The organism is Psychrobacter sp. TS_SC_6 (assembly GCF_056156305.1).
The window spans coordinates 2133407-2152994 of record NZ_CM149590.1 but is presented as its reverse complement, the minus strand read 5'-3'; the positions used below and the strand labels follow the sequence as shown (position 1 = coordinate 2152994).

Genomic DNA, 19588 nt, shown 5'->3' with positions numbered 1-19588 from the left:
GTGGTTTACCGTATTGATATAGCTCATGGCTATGCGTCATTCTTTTTCATGCCTCTATTATAGCGATACCCCTTTATGCCTGATTTTTCTAGTGCTACCTACCGTTTGACGTCCAATCCTGCTACCGCAGGGTTTCATACGACCAGTGACCAGACTCAGCCTCTGCGCGTGGCTATCAATGGTTTTGGTCGTATTGGGCGTAATGTATTGCGCGCATTATTAGAGCGCTTTGAGGTGCTGGGACGGGCGATTCATGTGGTGGCGATTAATGATGTGGCACCCGCCGAAACCTTATTGCATTTACTTAGGTTCGATAGCACACATGGGCGTTTGAGCCAGCTTGGCGTGACAGCGGATATCGTACAAGATGGCTTCACCGATCATCAGCAAAAGCCCTGTGCAACAGCAAAAAATGATATTCAGCTGTGCTTGACCAAAAATAATCTTACTTACTGCATTCGTTTATTATCAAGAGAAAACCCAGAAACACTGCCATGGAAAGAGTTGCAGGTCGATGTGGTGCTTGAGTGCACCGGACACTATCGCTCATATGAGCAGGCAAGCTTGCACATAGAGGCGGGCGCCAAACAGGTGATTATCGGTGCCGCACCATTTGACCATGTCGATGCTTGTATCGTGATGGGCGTCAATAGTGATGCTTTGACGCGTAATCTGCCTATTATTTCTAGCGTCTCTTGTACCACTCAGGCGCTCGTACCGCTTATTGATACCCTTGATAAGGCATTTGGCGTTGAGTCGGCGATGATGACTGAGATTCATGCAGTGACGGCTGATCAAACTGTACTTGATCAAGCGCACCGTGACCTAAGGCGTGCGCGTGCCTCTGGTTATAATATCATTCCGACGACTTCAAGCAGTATCGCTGCTACGGAACGCGTGCTACCAAATATGGTGGGTAAAATAAATGGTCATTCAATCAGAGTTCCGACGATTGATGTCGCTGCTATTGATGTGACGTTTGTATTTGAAACGTTAAATGTCAGTATTGATGCGATACGTAACGTTTTAAAATCAGCGAGTCAGGCGCACTTAGCGACGATCATGGACTATACAGAGGAGCCGCTGGTCTCAAGTGACTTTATCCATCAGACAGAATCATTGATTATCGATGGTCAGCAACTGATGCAAGTCGGCAATCAATACAAGGTTTTTGCTTGGTATGACAATGAATGGGGCTATGCCAATCGCATGCTAGATATGTGCTTGCATCTTGCTTCAAACAAGCTTTAGACTCATGATTATAAACCGTTCAAAAATTAATTTAATTTTTTTGACATAACTGCTTGCATTCTCATTTCAGATCGCTATAATGATGCACAAATGGAGACGTGGCAGAGCGGTTGAATGCACCGGTCTTGAAAACCGACAAGGGTTAATAGCCCTTCGAGAGTTCGAATCTCTCCGTCTCCGCCAAATTCGAAAATCCCCAATCAGAAATGATTGGGGATTTTTTTACATTGCTGTTTTATATTGCTACAAGCTTTAAAACCTTTGTTTTATTTGGCTAATAACTCGTCAAATTCGATTTTCTGCCCATCTACTAATATCATTTTACCCTCAGTGATCTCAATGCTTACTCCTGTGTTGTTTTTAATAGCACGCATGACATTGATATCTTCAATACTACTCTCAATGATTATTTTACCAGATGGTTCTGAAGCGATAGGTGGCTCAAACTGGGTCAGTGGTACATTGAAACGTTTATTTTTGGTCAAACGTTTTATCTTTCATCGTGAGAGTTCCAAATTCATAGTCAATAACATAACCTTGTTTAAACCCATTATCTGATACCTCCATATGAGCTGTGATAGTTGTTATCTTAACTATATTATCAATCGCAAAAAAAGACCAAGCACCGTTAGGTTAACTCAGTCTTTATTAATGCTTCGAATATTAAATGCTTAAACCATTAAATACTAGAACACTCCTGCTACTTATCTTCTTGAAGCTCAGACAATGAATGAGTAATGTTGTTATTATGAGTCACCACAATCGCCTCATCAATAATGCGCTGACTCACACCTTTTTTACGTAACGTCTCAATAAAAACCTCATCATGGGCAAGCGTATAGTCTTGGTGGTCACGATCAAGACCTTGACGAATATATAGGCGAATCAAGCCTTGAATACGCTTGAAACCGAGCTCTGATGCGGTCGCTGTCAAAAGCTCAATCATCTCTTCAGAGAGGCGGATGCTGACAGGACGCATGATTTTTTGCGGATGGTCAGAAAACTTATTTTTTATACGTGCAGGTATCATAATAAACCATTACTATTAGTGAGTAGGAATAAAGCACTCAGGCAAAACTGACTTAGTCATATCTACCCTTACCATACAACAAAAGTCCCCAAAAGAACACCCAAGCTGCATTAATAACCATATTAATACTGTGTTAGTAAATGCTAAGCAAAAAAAAACCTCCATCAAATAAGTGATGAAGGTCTTTTCGTATATGGCTCTCCAACCTGGGCTCGAACCAGGGACACACGGATTAACAGTCCGTTGCTCTACCAACTGAGCTATTGGAGAATAATTGGTAATAACACCAAGTTTTACAAAGGCTTTGACACGCCTAATTGCTTGTCTTGTTTGCGTTATGTGGGGCACATTTTAGCCAAGTAGTCATGAGCTGTCAACCTTATTATGAGATTAATTATAAATCTAATCATAATTGTCTAAATATCGACCATAACACCATTGTTTTATCTACTTTAATAATATGTTGATGACTCAATAATAGAACAACCACTATCTATACCAACAAACTATTAAAGCAAAAAAATATCCTTACCGTATAATTGATATAGATAAATATCGCGCATAAAGATAAAGGACAAAAGCAGTGACCACCTTAAAATATATTGCTCATTATTCTGAGAACATCCAAAATCAGGCTGCCATGTTAATCAGTAGTGGCAAACTGGGCGATTATTTGGATAAAAACTATCCCGAGAGACACCAAATCCAAAACGACAAAGCGTTATATCACTATATTAATGACATAAAAAATCAGTATATGCGCAAAAGCAATCCATTGTCTCAAGTGACTTATAACAGTAAGCTCACCGTACTCAAACATGCGCTGGGTATTCATACTTACCAGTCTCGCGTGCAAGGCAGCAAGCTTAAAGCGCATAATAGCATTACAGTCGCAAGCTTATTCAAAGAGGCGCCGCCTGAGTTTTTGCGTATGATTGTTGTTCATGAATTGGCGCACTTTAAGGAGCAGGAGCATAACAAAGCTTTCTATCAACTATGCTGTCATATGGAGCCTGATTATCATCAGTTAGAGCTCGATACGCGTTTGTGGTTGCAATGGCGCGAATGCTGATCTATCGTGGTTGGCATAATAAGGTGGATGAATAGGATAAGCTATGGTGTCGTCAGCGCAACAAGGGACTTTAGGCTATAAGAAAACATGGCTCCTTCCTCTGCTTTGTCTGCTCGCTGGCGGCGCTTTAATCGGTATCTCTACCAATTTGGCAAAATATGCAGGCGAGATTGGTCTGACGCCACTGGCATTTCTGTTTTGGTCTATTACAGGTGCCGCGGTTATTTTATTTATTTATGTACTGTGGCGTCATGAGCTACCGCCTTTAAACAAACCTATCCTCAGCTATTATCTTGTTGCAGCATTGGTCAGTGTTGCAGGTTCCAATTTAATATTTTTCTCAGCGATTCCCCACGTTGGCGCAAGTTTTGTCGCTTTGATTATCTCCTTGCCACCGCTGTTTACCTACCTTGCTGCAATCGTGTTGCGTATAGAGCCATTTACTAAGCTTCGCGCACTTGGTGTGATCGCGGCACTTGCGGGAGCAGGTGTACTGGCAGCGCGTAAGTTTTCTGCGCCAGATGCCAGTGTGTTTTGGATCGTCTTGACGCTTTGTGGTCCTGTTTTGCTTGCCATTGGTAATATTTATCGGACGCTATATTGGCCAGACAATCTCTCTGCTAGTGCGCTTGCGCCTGGTATGCTGATTGCTGCATCAGGATTACTAGCTCTGGTCAGCATCGTTCCTCATTACTCTTTAGCGGTTCCGATGACAGGGCTTTTACCGCTTGGTGTAATGGTGCTACAAGCATTTGTATTCGCTGCGCAGTTTTTACTGTTGTTTTTACTGCAAAAAACAGGCGGTCCTGTGCTGCTGAGCTTATTAGGGGCAGTAGGGGCGGTAGTCGGTGTGCCAATTGCTATTTTTTTACAAAATGAAAGCCCACCAGAAGGGCTAATCCTAGGCGCTTCATTGATCGCACTTGGCGTAATGTCGGTCACCTATGGGGGAATAAACATGAGGAGGGCAGAGAAAGGGTTAGTAAGTTAATGATATGCCAACCTGCCAGCATTGTTATCTGAATGTCATGTTTTGTTAAAGTGACTGGGTTGAACGCCTGACTGTCTTGATTGAGCCTCAGTGTTATTTGGTATAATGCAAGAAATACATGAGATCGCATTATGAACGCCTTTACATCCGATTCTAGCCCTACCTTCAAACGTCATTCTTATAAACTCTTGCAAAGTACCGTGTGGTTAGTTGCCGCCGCTGCCTTATTCGCCTGTAGCCAACCTGACGGTAGCGCGTCCAATGCAAGCTCCTTACAAAATGACAATGGCGCAGCAGTCACCGCAAATGTTGTTGACTCAAATGCTCAAATGGAAACGGCAATAACAACGCCAGCCAGCAATCCAGATTTATTGAAAAACGTCTCAGCAATGGTCTATAAAGATGCCAATTGCGGCTGCTGTAAAGACTGGATAAGCCATGCAGAAGATAATGGTCTGAGCGCCACTGCGCAAGATGTTACGGATTTGGCAGTATTTAAAGAGCGCTACGGCGTACCAACTGAGATGCGCTCTTGCCATACTGTTGTCACAACCGATGGTCATGTCTTTGAAGGTCATGTACCAGCCAAATATGTGGCGCAGTTTTTAGAAAACCCACCAGTACAAGCCCTAGGTCTTGCGGTACCTGGTATGCCAGTTGGTAGTCCAGGCATGGAGTATCAAAATAAATTTGCACCTTATCAGATTATGCAGCTTAATAAAGACGGTACTACGGAAGTCTATACTGATATTGTCTCAACCGAGCAACAGCTATAAGCTAGCGCTTTTTTATCTTATAATACCTAAATTAAATCATTATTAGCCAAGGCGGTACCATGAATAATAAATTAAGCACCTTTGCTCTCGCTACTAGTGTCCTATTGGCACTAAGCGCCTGTCAACCAGCCAACGATAAGGTTGACACGACTGCCCCAAAAGATACTGCAGTAGACCCGCATGCGGGCCATGATATGAGTGCAGGCACTATGGTCGCTGACGGCACACCAATGGCAGCTATGCTGAAAGATTACACTGACTCAATGACTAAGATGCATGAAGAGATGATGCTTGGCATAGAGTATAACGATCCAGATGCAGCATTTGCTCAAGGCATGTTTGCTCATCATGTTGGCGCGGTAGACATGGCAGAGATTGAACTAAAATACGGTACCGATACAGAGATGCGTAAGCTGGCGCAAGACATCATCGACGCCCAGCAGCCTGAGATTGAGCAGATGAAAACATGGCTCGCCAACAATCCTGATAGCAAAATGCCAACAGCGGATACTAAAGCCATGCAGCAAGCTTATGCTAAGGGTATGGATGCGATGCATGGTGACATGATGAAAGGTATTGCTGACCCAGTACCAGATATGGCATTTGCTCGTGGCATGTTACTTCATCATGTTGGGGCAGTCGACATGGCAGCAACGCAGCTTAAATATGGTAAAAATCCTGAGATGCGTAAGCTGGCGCAAGAGATCATCGATGCACAACAGCCAGAGATTGAGCAGATGCAAAACTGGATCGCAGCAAATGAAAGTTAAATTTAACACTTAAACCTTAATATAATAAAATGTAGACCTTTTATTTACTAGGTATTTTGCAATTCGAGGTATAAATAAGCAGCCGCTAGAGGCTGCTTATTTATATGAGTGGCCAAAAAGGTTAGGGCAGCTGTAGTAAAGGTGCTATTTTTCACCACACTCACAGCATTTTGCACAGCGATCGCATTGATCACAAGTTGATGCCGCGTTACAGCCGCATTTTGGGCAGGTACAGCCAGTATTATAATGTAGCGTCGGTATCAATGAGTGTACGCTATCTTTAGAAGTCATTTTCATAATACATCCTCGTCCTTGATCGTTTATTCAGTCTGGCAATAATCGCTACTGCAATCAGTGATTTTATTGTTAATCCATTATAATAAATAGTGCCCGTTCACATAGGTGCTCTGCTGATAAAACGGTAGAGACAATGTTGTTAAAGCTACCACTAGATAAGTAATTATGACGAATATTGTAATGGCTGATGTTAGAACACATAACTGGTTACGATTATCTAGAACCACGCTTAGTATATGACAGAAAAAAGGAGTATAAGTATTCTGGTTATTCCTTTTCTGGACCTAAGCTATGTATGTGGGCATACCGTATCGGTTATTGAATAAATTTATCGTTGTCATAAGCCTTATTGGTGTCGGTGTTGCCTTAATTGACAGTGGTTTTACATTGTCCGCATGGTTACAACAAGTGTTTCACCTGTTTTATATGAGTATCATTTTACTCAATTTTGTCACTACGCTAAGACGTTATATACGTCCAAAAATACGCCTGACGGTCAATAAAGTAGCTGTCTTTGATTTGCTGACCAGCATTGCCATTTTAATCTTGCTCGTCCTACATTTTACTGAATTGTTTCAATCGGGTTTGTCTACGCCCGATGATGGTTTTATTGCCATCAAGATTGCCGTACTAGTCACTTTCATCCGTGAAATATCAGATAATAATTTTAGTCTTAACCGAGCCTTTTTAAACCCCGGTCAATTTTTTATCTTAAGTTTTTTATCAGTGATACTGGTCGGATCATTATTGCTAATGATGCCAAATGCTACCAATCAACCCATCTCCTTTATAGACGCATTATTCACTGCGACCAGCGCCGTCTGTGTGACTGGATTGATTGTCGTCGATACCGCAACCCATTTCACTACCTTTGGGCAAGTGATTATCCTAGGTCTTATCCAAATTGGCGGTCTTGGCATCCTAACGTTTGTGACTTATTTTAGTTACTTCTTTAAGGGTGGTATCAGTTACGAGACCCAGCTTAGTATCAGTGAGATGACATATTCGCCACGTATGGGCGATATGGTAACAACCTTAAAGTCTATTTTATATGTCACCTTTGGTATCGAGGCGCTGGCGGCAATCCTAATTTATATTAGTATTTATGATTTGGCAGGCATGAGCATATTTGAGCGTTTATTCTTCTCTGTATTTCATGCCGTTTCGGCATTCTGCAATGCTGGATTCTCTACTTTTAGTGCAGGGTTATACGATGAGTCACTGCGCTTCAACTATCCTTTACAGCTGATTATCAGTATTACCTTTTTATTTGGCGGTATGGGTTTTTTGATTGTCGTTAACTTGCTCCGCTATCTGCGTCACCGTATGCAAAGAGCGCTGTGTCGTGATGGACAGCGCTATGCCTACCAGCCGTGGCTGTTGAGTATCAATAGTCGGATCACTTTAATCACCTCTGGCGCTTTGCTGTTAGTAGGGCTGATTGGGGTGATGATGTTTGAATATCATGGTGTGTTGGCTGAGCACAGCAGTTGGTATGGCAAGCTGGTAGCGGGTCTTTTTACTGCTGCGACACCGCGAACCGCAGGCTTTAACAATATCAACATGAATGACTTGGCTTTTCCAACTATTATGCTGACCATTTTTTTGATGTGGATTGGGGCATCTCCAAACTCTACTGGTGGTGGTATTAAAACCAGCACCTTTGCCATTGCTTTCCTAAATACCTTGAGTTTGGCGCGTGGACAGACCAAAGTTGAAGTATTCAAACGCGAAATTGCAGATAACTCGATTCGCCGTGCGTTTTCTATCATGTGGCTGTCCTTATTGGTCATTGGGCTGGGCGTGACTTTGATCAGTTATGATCAGCCTGAGCTTGATTTGATTAAAGTGATATTTGAGTGTTTTTCAGCTTATAGCACGGTGGGATTAAGCTTAAATCTGACCATGGAGCTGTCTACTTTTAGCAAGCTTGTGGTGTCATTCATTATGTTTGTTGGGCGTGTCAGTATGCTGACGATTTTTATTGCTTTACTCAAAAATAGACACGAGCGTAACTACCGTTATCCAACGGAAGAGATTACTATTAACTAACCCGTCTCATCACTACCACTATAGTATAGATGTGAGTGAAAAGGAGTATTATGAAATTCATTATCGCAGGTTTGGGCAGTTTTGGGTCTTCGCTTGGTATGGCGCTGACCAGCCAAGGTCATGAGGTCATTGCTATCGATAGCAGTATGCAAAAGGTTGAAACCTATAAAGAAGTGATTACTCATACCATCTGTATGGATGCGACCGATGAATATACGGTCAACGGTCTACCGATTAAAGACACCGATATTGTCGTGGTAGCCATTGGTGAAGACCAAGGTGCCAATGTCATGGCGACAGCGCTTTTTAAAACGCTAAAAGCGCGACGTTTGATCAGTCGTAGTATCAATCCACTACACGAAAAAGTCCTACAGGCGATTGGGGTTGATGATATTTTTCATCCTGAGAAAGAGGCGGCCATGCGCTGGGCAAAACGGCTGTCCTTGCGCTATTTTGTAGACTCGTTCGAGTTAAGTGACAACTTTAGTATTGTCGAGATTAGCATTCCTACTGATTTGATTGGTAGAACCATCGGCGAGCTACAGCTTGAACACCGATTTAGTATCAAATTGCTCAGCACCATGCGTTATGAGCATTATGAAGACAGCTTCGGTCGGATGCAAACCAAACCAAATATACAAGGCATGGCAGCACCTGAACAATTACTACAAGATAATGATGTACTGGTCATTTATGGTGCTAATGAACATATTAATAAGTTTTTACGTAGTGTTGGGGTTAAAGCCCGTTAAATAAGGAAAGAGGCCATGAGAAAATATCGAGTATCTATCCTATGTCTGACTGCCCTGATATTATTTTCAGGCTGTGATCGGTCTATACAAGATCCAAATGTGATGTTTTCAGAGAAGCATAAGGACCCAATTCAAGAGCTGGAAAAAACGTCAAAAGAAACGGATCACAGTCAGTTTGGCTACCAACAAACGTTTTATGTGCCCATATATTCGGACATTTATACCGATCGAGACAATCGCAAAGTATTGCTTTCTGCGACACTCAGTGTACGTAATACCACGTTAAAAAAATCACTATATATCAATAAAATTGATTATTATGATACTGATGGTGCCTTAGTAAAGTCCTACTTAAGAGCGCCTATTGAGTTGCCAGCGATGGCAACTCTAAATTATATTGTCGAAAAAGAAGAGGATAAGGGCGGCTCTGGTGCCAACTTTATTATTGAAGTAGAAGGGGTGGATGATACGGTGACGCCTGTCATTGAGGCGGTCATGATTGGTAACTTTAGCAATAAAAGCTTTGCTTTTATGACTGAGGGTACGCCTGTTGTACATTGATAAATGTATGCCAGCCGCTTAATTTTACCAAGCATTAAATAAGATGAATGAGAAAAATTTGTGGTTACTATCAGATAGCCGAGTAAATATGATGCAAACACTTATTCACTACTTTTTTCACTTCGGAATGCCTTTAATCGTTGCCTATGTTTTTTTCCGTAGTGACTATAAAAAGGTTTATCTGATATTGCTCGCCACTATGGTTATTGATTTGGATCATCTGCTAGCAACGCCTATATTCTTGCCCAATCGCTGTAGTATAAATTTCCATCCGCTGCATACTTATTATGCAATGGCGGTATATGTAGGTATGTTACTGCTACCTAAGCCCTATAAAGTCATTGGTTTGGGCCTACTATTGCATATGCTCACTGATCTAAATGATTGTGTCATAACGTATGCTAATATTCCTCAAGCGTTGGATAATGCGCCTGCTCGTGAACTTGTCATATGGTTAGCGGATAGTTTGAAATAAGCTTTGTTAAACAGACGGCCGCGTCGCTAAAAAATCAATCTAAATGTTGATTGCTTTAGATAGATAACGACTGTGCGGATAAAATACAGATGGTATTATTGCCTAAAAATTATAGTTAGATTAATGGTAGTCCAGAATCAATATTGATACCCATGACCTGATAAGGCGAGTTAAAGATTTTATTGCCCAGCATCAACCCACTTGTGTCCCGCCGGAGCTGGAGGCAAAACGATATTCGTGAATGAGATATCCTTCTCTTTACGTTGTAATTCAAGCTCTTTAAACGCTTCAACAAAGGCAAAAGCACCAAGCTCGCTTGAGCCGCCATAGGGAACAATATAAGGTTTCTTACCTTCTTTTTTGAGTTGTCCTACGATATCAGGAATGTCTTCCCCTTTACGGTTGTTGCCTGCCCAGTGGATATGGCAGCCAAAAATCTTATCCAATAAAAGATTGCCTTGCAACTGTTCTGGTTTTTGTCCACTCAAAACTAAATGGCATTCAAGTCCCAAGCTGGCTGCGGCAGCTGCGGTCTGGCGACAATGGTTTGACTGCGCGGCACCAGCAGTACGTGAGGTATTTCAGTGATTCGACCTAAAAAAAACGGTGATCATACATATAGTATGACCACCGCCGGAGAAAACGAATAAGCAGACTTGCGATAGATTAAACAGCTGTCTTCTTAAAGCGTTTACGATACTGTTTACGAATGACTGGCATAAATACCATCAGTACCACAAGTACCCATAACGACATAGTAATTGGACTACCCCACAAGATAGACATTTCACCTTGAGAAATAGACAAGGCACGGCGTAGGTTAGACTCCATCAGCTCTCCTAATACATAACCTAGAATAAGCGCTGATAATGGGAAATTCAACTTACGTAAGAAATAACCAAATATTCCAAGTCCTACCATGAGTACCATATCAAAAGTCGTGCTGTTGATAGAGTAAACACCAACGAAACTAACGGCGGCGATTGACGGTATCAAGATATAGTTTGGTACATCAAGCAATTTTGCAAACAGACCAACTAACGGAATGTTCATTACTAACAAAATAACGTTACAGATGAACAAAGAGGCGATAAGACCCCAAACGATGTCAGGCTGCTCAGTAAATAGCTGCGGACCTGGTGTAATGTTATACAAGGTTAATGCACCCATCATGACCGCAGTTGTACCAGAACCCGGCACACCCAAGGTCAACATTGGCACGAATGAGCCACACGCTGACGCATTATTAGCGGCTTCTGGTGATGCCAAACCACGAAGATCGCCTTCACCAAACTTGCCACTATCGCCCGCAATTTTACGTTCGCTAGTGTATGTCATGGCACTCGCAATCGTTGCGCCTGCACCTGGAAGGATACCGACGACAAAGCCCATGAGGCCACTACGTACCATGGCGCCAAAAGTAAAGGTCAACTCTTTAAAATTGAATAAGCTACGCTTGCCCTGCTCGATGACTTTCTGACCAGTACTGGTTCTTTCCAGCAATATCAAGATTTCACTAATACTAAAGAAACCAATAACGATGGTGGTGAACTGAATACCATCTGATAAATTCACTGAATCAAACGTGAAGCGGTAAATACCAGTAACCGCATCGACACCAACAGTAGCAAGACCTAAGCCTATCATAGCTGCAACGGCTGTTTTGATAGGTTGATCACCGACCAAACCACTCAAACAGGTAATGGCAAATACCATCAATACAAAGTATTCAGCAGGTCCAAAAGACACCGCCCATTTAGCCAATAATGGTGCAAACAGTACCACACCAAGGGTAGCAATAGTAGAACCAACAAACGAAGCTACTGCAGATATGGACAAGGCGATACCTGCTTTGCCTTGCAGAGCGAGAGGATTACCATCCAATGAGGTCATCACCGCTGCGGCAGAGCCTGGCACGTTGATTAAGATGGCAGAGATACGCCCACCATATTCACAACCAAGATATACAGCCGCCAGTAAAATAAGCGCGCTCTCTGGTGGCAGACCGAGGGCAAAGGCAAAAGGTAATAGTATCGCCACACCGTTGATAGGGCCAAGACCCGGCAACATACCTACGACAGTACCAATAAAGGCACCAATGAGAGCAATCAATAAGTTTTTGGGTAAAGTGGCTACGGAAAAACCGTGCATTAAAAAATCAAAAGTTTCCATAATAGCTATCCCATTATTCCTGATAATATTCCAAGTGGCAGAATGACGTCTAAAGCCATGTCAAACAAGGCATACAAGGCGATACTGATCACAACTGAAAAGATAAGGCTTTTAATAGGGTTGCCGGCGAACAATAAAGCAACCGCAAAACACATCAGGGTGGTAGCAACAACAAAACCCAAAGGCTCAAAAATCAAGCTATAAATTAACAATACGCTGACACACAAAAGCAAGTTTCGAATCACTATACTGTTGTAGCCTAAATCAATGACTTTGGTAAATCGCGCGGGACGAAAAGCAATGACTAAGGTCAAAAGCGCCATAATTGAAAAAATCAGAATAGGATAGGGTCGAGGGCCGATAGGGTCATAGGCAATAGGGGCGACGTAACCAATGGCTAAGTATATTAGAAATAAACTAAATAGCCCCATCAGCCCCGAGAACAGACGTTCCATTGTCATAGCAGTAATCCTTAAACTTTAAAATAAAAAGGTTGATAGATGTGTCATCTGTCAACCTTTGATGAATGCTATAAAAATTTAGTATTCAATCATTAAGGGAGTATGGTCTTAATCAGGCTATTTGGCTTCAGCGCCAAGGAGGTTATATTCAGCTGATAGCTCACGTAGCTCCCCAGTACGCTTATAAACATAGGCTTCAAGCTCTTCACCTGTCATAGAGAAAGGTAGTAGCTCTTGCTGTTCGCGCAATTCAGCAAACTTTGGATCAGCAAGCATCTTGTCAAACGATGCTTTCCACCAAGCGTAAGCAGCAGGACTAACATCTGGACCCATGTAATAACCACGCATGACAGGCCAATTAACGTCATAGCCTTGCTCTATAGCAGTAGGAATATCTGCCATACTACCGCCCAGCCTTTCTTCTGCAAACACAGCTAATACTTTTAGTTTACCAGCACTGGCTTGGGGCATAATCTCTGCAATACCAGCACTCACGACAGTAACATGGTTACCCATTACCGCCGTAATCGCCTCTCCGCCGCCTTCCATCGCCACATAAGTCATGTCGCTAGGGTTAACGCCAACTGCTTTGGCCAAAATGGCCGTTTGCATCCAATCCTGACCACCAACACTACCACCAGCCGCAAAACTAACCGCTTTTGGATTTGATTTGAGTTCAGCGACCAATCCTGCTAGATCTTTGATTGGTGAATCGGCATTCACAGCGATAGCACCATAATCGGTACCAACGGCAGCTAACCATTTCACGTCTTTTTCAGTAAATTTACCAAATTTACCTTGTGATAAGTTGAGGAGAGAACCGGTAGAGAACGCAACAATCGCATCGCCATTATCACGATCATTGGCAACGATTTTATTGTAAGCAACCGCACCAACGCCGCCTGGCATATAAGTGACACGCATCGGATCTGTTAAGAGACCAGTGTCTTTTAAGCCGGCTTGCGCAAGCTTACAAGTCAAGTCAAAGCCACCACCTGGTTTTGCAGGGGCGATACATTCTGGACGTGAAGGACCTGAAAATTCATCTGCGCCTGCGCCAGCAGTTTCGTTAGCGTTATTACATGCGGTGAGGGTCAATACAGACAGGCCAAGAGCCAAATAAGATAGTTTGTTCACACGACGCTCCTTGTGTGTATTTTTACAATAAAAATTCAATAAAATTTTGTTTAACATATAAAATTATTACATTCGAAGTGAAGACTCGATTAACGAGATGACTAAACTTCGTAACAGTAGAGATTTATCACTTGCCAAAAGTAACAGAATATTTTAAAAATAACAAGAAACATATGTATGTATATATGAATTTTATAGTAATATATTAAACTGAAGGCGGCATAGGGTCTCCTGTTATAGCAATATGCAGGATGAGTAAATAATATTAATACCTTCAAAAAAATATTTAATTTAACCAAAACAGATAGATAGGAATAATTAGTGATGGCAGAGGTGATTTAGATGTATCAAAAATCCCGTTGATATCAATACCATTACGAAGCTATGACAACAATTTAAGCAGTTATATATTTAGTGAGAAAAATAGATATATTGGGGTCAAAATATAGCAAGCAGGTGTAAAAATTTTGAAAAATCACGGTATATTTTGTCGATAAGAAGTTAAAACATCAGCTGAATAATTAGAATTGCGAGTATTCCAATACCAATATCTAAGGGCACTGCTTTGAATAATAGCGCATTAAAAAGCTTGTCTTTGTTTATAACCACTTGAGAAGCGCCTAACATCAGACTACCTCCTGATGAGAAAGGCGAGAGTGATGAGCTTTGCGCCCCCACAACAATACAGGTAAATAGTAATAAAGGGCTTAGTCCAGAGGCAATGGCTAGGGGCAGGACCATAGGGAATAAAGTAGGGGCGACTACCCCGAGGGTACTAGCAAATATCGACATAATGGCGCTAATAACGAAGACTAAAATCGGTATCATCCAGATAGGTACATTGGTACTTAGCCATTCTGTCAGCTCGTAAATAACGCCTATTTCTACTCCGAGGCTAATCAACATACCAACACCACAAATCATAATTAGGGTATTCCAAGGTATTAAAGCAATCACTGCTTTTTCATCGCCTAATTTTAAAAATAAGCTCACTAAAGCAAAAAATATGGCGATAAAACCAATATCAATCCGAGCGTTCAAAAACTGAATCGCTGATACTTGTGGCATGAGTAGATTTAAAATGGGCACGATAAGTACAATAGCCATCATAATAAAGATCAGTATAAGAGACTGTTTTTGCTTACTGTCAAAGGGTTCTGGTATGTTCGTCTGAATCGCGACTTTGCTGTTTTTAGCATTGATAAAGCTATAAGCACCCAATACAATCATAGGCATTATAAAAGTGACAGCGAACACCCCTAACACATAAGTAAAGGTATTATCATTTGCGACACCTGCGCCGCGCATGAGCTCTCTAAAAATAACACCGCTTTGTGAAGTGATAAAGTTAGCACCAGCTAAAGCACCATAGTTCACTGATAAAGTAGCGATAACAAGATTCAAGTTAGTGCGTTTAGACAACAGCAGGATCATCGGTGCCATCGTCGCTAAGACCGTATAATAACCAGCCCCTAAGCCTGCAATAATCGTGGCCACAAGGAAAATGACTAAAGGTAGGAATGCGGGAAAGTGACGGCACTTATAGATTAGATGATTAGATAGCTTCTCTAAAGCACCGTTAGCTAGGGGGAAGTTATAGAAAAGAGTCACCGCAAAAATAACAAAGAAAATTTTGAGAGGCCATAGCTCAACAATTTCATGTGCCTTCATCCCCATACCGAAACAACCGATCAGATATGAAAATGCAATAGCAAATAGGCCAATATTAATCTTAGTGGTATAGCCTAAAATGATACATATTACGATGGCGGCTAGAATATAAAGAGTCACGACTACTCCTTGACCTTAACTGTATGAATTCTATAAAAAACCATAGCAGTTTTTACAGAGTAAAGAGTATTACGCTAATATTGACACAGGGTTTTCTGGACTAGAATACCTTATAAGTCTTCAAACTACATTTGTTTGAATAGAATAATAGCAAAAAAGTTGCCGTTAATTAGGAAAGATTAAGCATAAAAATATAATAATGCTTTAATATTAATGTGATACCTATCGAATGCGATGAAAGCTTAAGAGAAGTTGATCAGAGATAACGTATTTTTACAGCAATAACAGTGCTTGACGAGATTGAAACAGTTAATAAAAACCTTTCCACTGTGGTGAAAAAAATGTTAAATAATTTCAAAGAATTTAAAATGCCACGTTATGAGCAAGTGCGATGTCATATACAGACGTTACTGACAGAGAGTAAGTGGGATGAAAACACACCCTTACCTACGGAACAGGAGTTTGCAGATAAGTATGAAGTATCTGTAGGCACTGTCCGTAAAGCTGTCGAAAAATTGGTAGAAGATGGGGTGTTAATAAAGCAGCAAGGCAAAGGCACCTTCTTAAAACGTCCAGATTTTGCAAGCTCATTATTAAGGTTTTTTAAGTTTCGTGATAAAGAGGCGAGCTATGTCACACCGACGGGCATCATCAAAAAAATCACAGTCATCGACGGCATTGAGGACATTAATAGAAAACTAAATATAAGTAAAAACAAGGCTCTTATTTATATAGAACGTCTGCGTATGGTTGAAGACAGAGTTTTGCTAAGTGAAAAGATTTGGTTACCTAAGAGTCGCTTCCAAGCTTTTGCAACCTTAAATCCTGAAGATTTCGAGAATCTTCTCTATCCATTTTACTATACCAAGTGTGGTCAATTTGTGTCATCTGCTGTAGAGACGATGTATTTTATAACGGATCACAGCGACGATTATCTGGGCAATACTAAGCAAGAAAACTTAGTTAAGGTATGCCGCATTGCGAAGAATCTAGAAGGTGATCCTATCGAATATAGAGAATCCTATGGGCTGGCAGAGAAGTTCAGCTATGAGATTAATATTATTTAGGCGTTTATTAAATCTATATCGATAATTAAGTGACCGTTTGAGATAAGCAGATTAAAAGACAGTACCTTTAGTAAATACTAAAAGTACTGTCTTTTTTGCATATATTTTTCTGTTTTATCCATTACCCTGTATTGCGTAGACCTGCTGCCAAGGCATTAATACTACGGATTAATGGATCTTCAACGTCGAGATCACCATAATTGGTATCGCTTGTAGCGTCTTTTTGTCTGGCACGCTTTAATAGCTCAATTTGGATATAGTTGGTTGGATCTAAATACGCATTCCGCCATTCAAGGGAAGCGGCAAGATTCTGCTGATGCTCTAATAATGACTCTTGGTTAAGCAATGAGTTTAAACCTGAATAGGTCAGCTCGTGCTCATCCGTCACTGCTGTCATAATCTGTTCACGTAACCTCTCATCGTCACATAATTGGCTATAAGCATGAGCAATACTCATATCAGACTTGGTAAACGCCATTTCAATATTGCTAACAAAGACGTTAAAAAATGGCCAGCAGTCAATCATTTCTTTCATTAGTGCTTCATCATCGATGACGCTATGCAACGCACTGCCGACACCATACCAAGCGGGCAGTGTAAAGCGCGCTAATGACCAACCAAATACCCAAGGAATCGCCCGCAAAGTCGTCTTACTTGGTAGACCTTTATTACGATGGGCAGGGCGCGAGCCAATATTTAATAACGAGATTTCTGCCACCGGCGTTGCTTGTGAGTAGAACTGATAAAACCCTTCGGTATGGTCGGTAAGCTTGCGATAACGCTGCTCACCTGCATCTGCTAAACGAGCAAAGAGCGCTTCATAATGTGGCAGCTCAGGTGGTTGTACTACGAATCTTGAAGAACAAGCTTTAAGCGTGCCAGTGATGCCCATGGTTAGCTCAAATACAGCGGTATCGGTGTTGGCATACTTGGCATAAAGGACTTCACCTTGTTCGGTCACTTTAATCTCACCATGCAGTGTCCCTGCGGGCTGAGCGGCAATCGCCTTATGGGTTGAGCCACCACCACGACTGACTGAGCCACCGCGGCCATGAAACAGGCGGGTTTTGATGCCATAGTCTTCTGCGATATGGTTAATGGTCTGCTGCGCGCTATAAAGCTGCCATGCAGAAGTAATGATGCCACCATCCTTTGACGAATCTGAATAACCCAACATGATTTCTTGGGTATTATCTGAGTGTCGTAGCAACCCTCGATAAAGCGGATTATCTAAAACCGCAGGCAGGATCTGATCGATATTCTTAAGATCTTCGATGGTCTCAAATAACGGTGCTATGGGCAAGTCGGCAGACAGTTGTCCTTCGTCATCCACTCTACATAAGCCTGCAAAGCGCATGAGTAGCAATACTTCTAATAATTGACTGGCATTATTGGTCATCGAGATAACATAACTGCCAAAAGTATCTTGCCCAACCAGTTTACGCAGTGTCGCCACTGAGTGCATCAAGGCCAATTGTTCGCGGGTTTTATCCGTTAAATTATCGGTATAAATGAGCGGTGTGCCGGGCTTCTCTAATAAACGAGTTAACCATTCCTGACGCTCGGTTTCACCCAGCGTTTGGTAGTCTGGCAAATTTGAGGCATTGGCAAAGATATCGGCAATCACTTCGCTATGATAAGACGATTCTTGGCGAATATCGAGCGCTGCCAAATGGAAGCCACAGGTTTTGACCAAACGTATTATATCGAGTAATAAGCCTTCGCCATGTGCAGTATCATGAGTATTCACACTTTGACGGATGATGCGCAAATCTTCTAGCAGTTCTTGCGGATTGGAATAGGCATCTTTTTTAGCCGCACTATCATTACCCTTACTTTGAATCAGACGATTGGTGGCTTTGACCTTATTCAGGATTAAGGAGAGGAATCTGCGATAAGGTTCATTGCCGTAATCATCAAGATTGTAATCAAAGACTCGTCTATCGAGCTCACTATAAATTTCAATCTTGGAATACACATCAGGTTCGATAGTAACAATCGTATCACTATGAATAAGCTGACGACGTAGTTTCTTAAGCAGCACTTGATAGTGACGTAGCACGGTATCTGCATGCATCAATACCGCCATTTCTGTGGTGTCATGAGTGACAAAGGGGTTGCCATCTCTGTCGCCACCGATCCAAGAGCCAAAGCTTATGAAAGCAGGTAATGGATAGTCTGTTAGCTCAGGATAGATATCAATAATGGCGTTTTTAATATTACGATAAACTTTGGGAATGGCGTTGAATAAACTGGCATTGAAATAATGCAGACCATTATTTATTTCGTCATAGACCAAAGGCTTACGCGTCCGCACTTCATCAGACGACCATAGCAGATCAATCGATTGCGCCGTTTTTTCTCTGGCTTGCTCGTAGGCAAAACTGTTTTGTGCAACGTTATTTAAGGCATCGCTATGAGTGAATAAACCTTGTAATAAGTTCATCGTTGTACGGCGACGCGCTTCAGTAGGATGTGCGGTAAAGACAGGGATGAATTTTAGTTGCTCAATGAGCTCTTGCATCTGTGCTGGCTCAATATTGCGTTCACGACACTCTAGTAAAGTACGGCGAAACGATCCTTCCCAGCTCTGTTCTGATTGCATACGTAATGCATGGCGCTCTTCACGTAGATAATTCTCTTCACTTAGATTGGCTAAGAAAAAATAGATAGAGAAGCTGCGGATGACATTTTTTAAGGTTTGATTGTCTAAAGAAGCAATAAAATCGATGAGCTTCTGCTTATGCGCTTCATTAGGCTCACGGCGCTGTTGAATAAAACCTTTGCGCAGCGTTTCAATAGTATGCAGCGTTTGTTCACCAGTCTGGCGAGAAATCGCATCCCCTAGGAGGGAACCCAATAAACTAATGCGTTCACGTAATATGTCATTATCTATTATCATCCTTGACCTGATCCTTAAATTAATTAAAAAA

19 protein-coding genes and 2 tRNA genes are annotated in these 19588 nt (G+C 41.7%); 11 read left to right on the top strand and 10 right to left on the bottom strand.

Translation table 11 applies throughout. The features are described 5' to 3' along the window. Positions 1–75: 75 nt before the first annotated feature. Positions 76–1251, top strand: a complete 1176-nt coding sequence (locus tag AC0J5Y_RS09120; RefSeq protein ID WP_475130390.1) for a type I glyceraldehyde-3-phosphate dehydrogenase — start codon at positions 76–78, stop codon at positions 1249–1251. A 92-nt stretch (positions 1252–1343) separates the two neighbouring features. Further along, positions 1344–1434, top strand: a tRNA-Ser gene (locus AC0J5Y_RS09115). 83 nt (positions 1435–1517) lie between these two features. Here AC0J5Y_RS09115 and AC0J5Y_RS09110 read toward each other — a convergent pair. The 3 genes from AC0J5Y_RS09110 to AC0J5Y_RS09100 form a co-directional block, all read right to left on the bottom strand. Then, a complete protein-coding gene (locus AC0J5Y_RS09110; protein ID WP_475130389.1) occupies positions 1518–1736 on the bottom strand; it encodes a hypothetical protein in 219 nt (72 codons plus the stop codon). Between the two features lie 215 nt (positions 1737–1951). After that, the gene (locus AC0J5Y_RS09105) at positions 1952–2281 is read right to left on the bottom strand and encodes a CopG family transcriptional regulator (protein WP_475130388.1); all 330 of its coding nucleotides are present in this window, start codon (positions 2279–2281) and stop codon (positions 1952–1954) included. Between the two features lie 194 nt (positions 2282–2475). After that, positions 2476–2551, bottom strand: a tRNA-Asn gene (locus AC0J5Y_RS09100). Positions 2552–2864: 313 nt separating this feature from the next. On the opposite strand from AC0J5Y_RS09100, the gene AC0J5Y_RS09095 reads away from it, so the two are divergent. The 4 genes from AC0J5Y_RS09095 (at position 2865) to copM (ending at position 5890) form a co-directional block, all read left to right on the top strand. Further along, on the top strand, positions 2865–3353 hold the full coding sequence (locus tag AC0J5Y_RS09095; protein WP_201532215.1) for a M48 metallopeptidase family protein: 489 nt from the start codon (positions 2865–2867) through the stop codon (positions 3351–3353). A gap of 43 nt (positions 3354–3396) precedes the next feature. Then, on the top strand, positions 3397–4344 hold the full coding sequence (locus tag AC0J5Y_RS09090) for a DMT family transporter (RefSeq protein ID WP_475130387.1): 948 nt from the start codon (positions 3397–3399) through the stop codon (positions 4342–4344). Positions 4345–4475: 131 nt separating this feature from the next. After that, the gene (locus tag AC0J5Y_RS09085) at positions 4476–5120 is read left to right on the top strand and encodes a DUF411 domain-containing protein (protein WP_475130386.1); all 645 of its coding nucleotides are present in this window, start codon (positions 4476–4478) and stop codon (positions 5118–5120) included. Positions 5121–5179: 59 nt separating this feature from the next. Beyond that, a complete protein-coding gene (copM, locus tag AC0J5Y_RS09080; RefSeq protein ID WP_475130385.1) occupies positions 5180–5890 on the top strand; it encodes a CopM family metallochaperone in 711 nt (236 codons plus the stop codon). A 144-nt stretch (positions 5891–6034) separates the two neighbouring features. Here copM and AC0J5Y_RS09075 read toward each other — a convergent pair whose 3' ends face one another. After that, positions 6035–6187: a hypothetical protein gene (locus tag AC0J5Y_RS09075; RefSeq protein WP_475130384.1), complete on the bottom strand. Its 153-nt coding sequence runs from the start codon at positions 6185–6187 to the stop codon at positions 6035–6037. Positions 6188–6478: 291 nt separating this feature from the next. Here AC0J5Y_RS09075 and AC0J5Y_RS09070 point away from each other — a divergent pair, with 291 nt between their 5' ends. From AC0J5Y_RS09070 to AC0J5Y_RS09055, 4 genes are read left to right on the top strand one after another with little or no spacing between them, the layout of a single operon-like run. Then, positions 6479–8239 carry a TrkH family potassium uptake protein gene (locus AC0J5Y_RS09070; protein WP_475130383.1) on the top strand — a complete coding sequence of 587 codons (1761 nt, stop codon included), beginning with the start codon at positions 6479–6481 and terminating at the stop codon, positions 8237–8239. 50 nt (positions 8240–8289) lie between these two features. Then, a complete protein-coding gene (locus AC0J5Y_RS09065) occupies positions 8290–8991 on the top strand; it encodes a potassium channel family protein (protein ID WP_475130382.1) in 702 nt (233 codons plus the stop codon). A 15-nt stretch (positions 8992–9006) separates the two neighbouring features. Further along, on the top strand, positions 9007–9552 hold the full coding sequence (locus tag AC0J5Y_RS09060; protein ID WP_475130381.1) for a DUF3124 domain-containing protein: 546 nt from the start codon (positions 9007–9009) through the stop codon (positions 9550–9552). Between the two features lie 43 nt (positions 9553–9595). After that, positions 9596–10027 carry a DUF6122 family protein gene (locus AC0J5Y_RS09055; protein ID WP_475130380.1) on the top strand — a complete coding sequence of 144 codons (432 nt, stop codon included), beginning with the start codon at positions 9596–9598 and terminating at the stop codon, positions 10025–10027. A 179-nt stretch (positions 10028–10206) separates the two neighbouring features. On the opposite strand, the gene AC0J5Y_RS09050 is transcribed toward AC0J5Y_RS09055, so the two are convergent. From AC0J5Y_RS09050 to AC0J5Y_RS09030, 5 genes are all read right to left on the bottom strand, one after another. After that, positions 10207–10539, bottom strand: a complete 333-nt coding sequence (locus AC0J5Y_RS09050) for a hypothetical protein (RefSeq protein WP_475130379.1) — start codon at positions 10537–10539, stop codon at positions 10207–10209. Between the two features lie 154 nt (positions 10540–10693). Then, positions 10694–12199 (bottom strand): tripartite tricarboxylate transporter permease, encoded by a 1506-nt coding sequence (locus AC0J5Y_RS09045; RefSeq protein WP_475130378.1) that lies wholly within the window; start codon positions 12197–12199, stop codon positions 10694–10696. Between the two features lie 5 nt (positions 12200–12204). Then, positions 12205–12660 (bottom strand): tripartite tricarboxylate transporter TctB family protein, encoded by a 456-nt coding sequence (locus tag AC0J5Y_RS09040; RefSeq protein ID WP_475130377.1) that lies wholly within the window; start codon positions 12658–12660, stop codon positions 12205–12207. A 117-nt stretch (positions 12661–12777) separates the two neighbouring features. Continuing rightward, positions 12778–13797 carry a Bug family tripartite tricarboxylate transporter substrate binding protein gene (locus AC0J5Y_RS09035; RefSeq protein ID WP_475130376.1) on the bottom strand — a complete coding sequence of 340 codons (1020 nt, stop codon included), beginning with the start codon at positions 13795–13797 and terminating at the stop codon, positions 12778–12780. A gap of 501 nt (positions 13798–14298) precedes the next feature. Next, complete coding sequence (locus AC0J5Y_RS09030; protein ID WP_475130375.1) at positions 14299–15588, bottom strand: SLC13 family permease; 1290 nt, start codon at positions 15586–15588, stop codon at positions 14299–14301. Between the two features lie 341 nt (positions 15589–15929). On the opposite strand from AC0J5Y_RS09030, the gene AC0J5Y_RS09025 reads away from it, so the two are divergent. After that, positions 15930–16655 carry a GntR family transcriptional regulator gene (locus AC0J5Y_RS09025; RefSeq protein ID WP_475130374.1) on the top strand — a complete coding sequence of 242 codons (726 nt, stop codon included), beginning with the start codon at positions 15930–15932 and terminating at the stop codon, positions 16653–16655. 121 nt (positions 16656–16776) lie between these two features. Here the strand turns inward: AC0J5Y_RS09025 and ppc are convergent, their stop codons facing one another. Next, the gene (gene ppc / locus AC0J5Y_RS09020) at positions 16777–19557 is read right to left on the bottom strand and encodes a phosphoenolpyruvate carboxylase (RefSeq protein ID WP_475130373.1); all 2781 of its coding nucleotides are present in this window, start codon (positions 19555–19557) and stop codon (positions 16777–16779) included. Between the last annotated feature and the right edge of the window lie 31 nt (positions 19558–19588).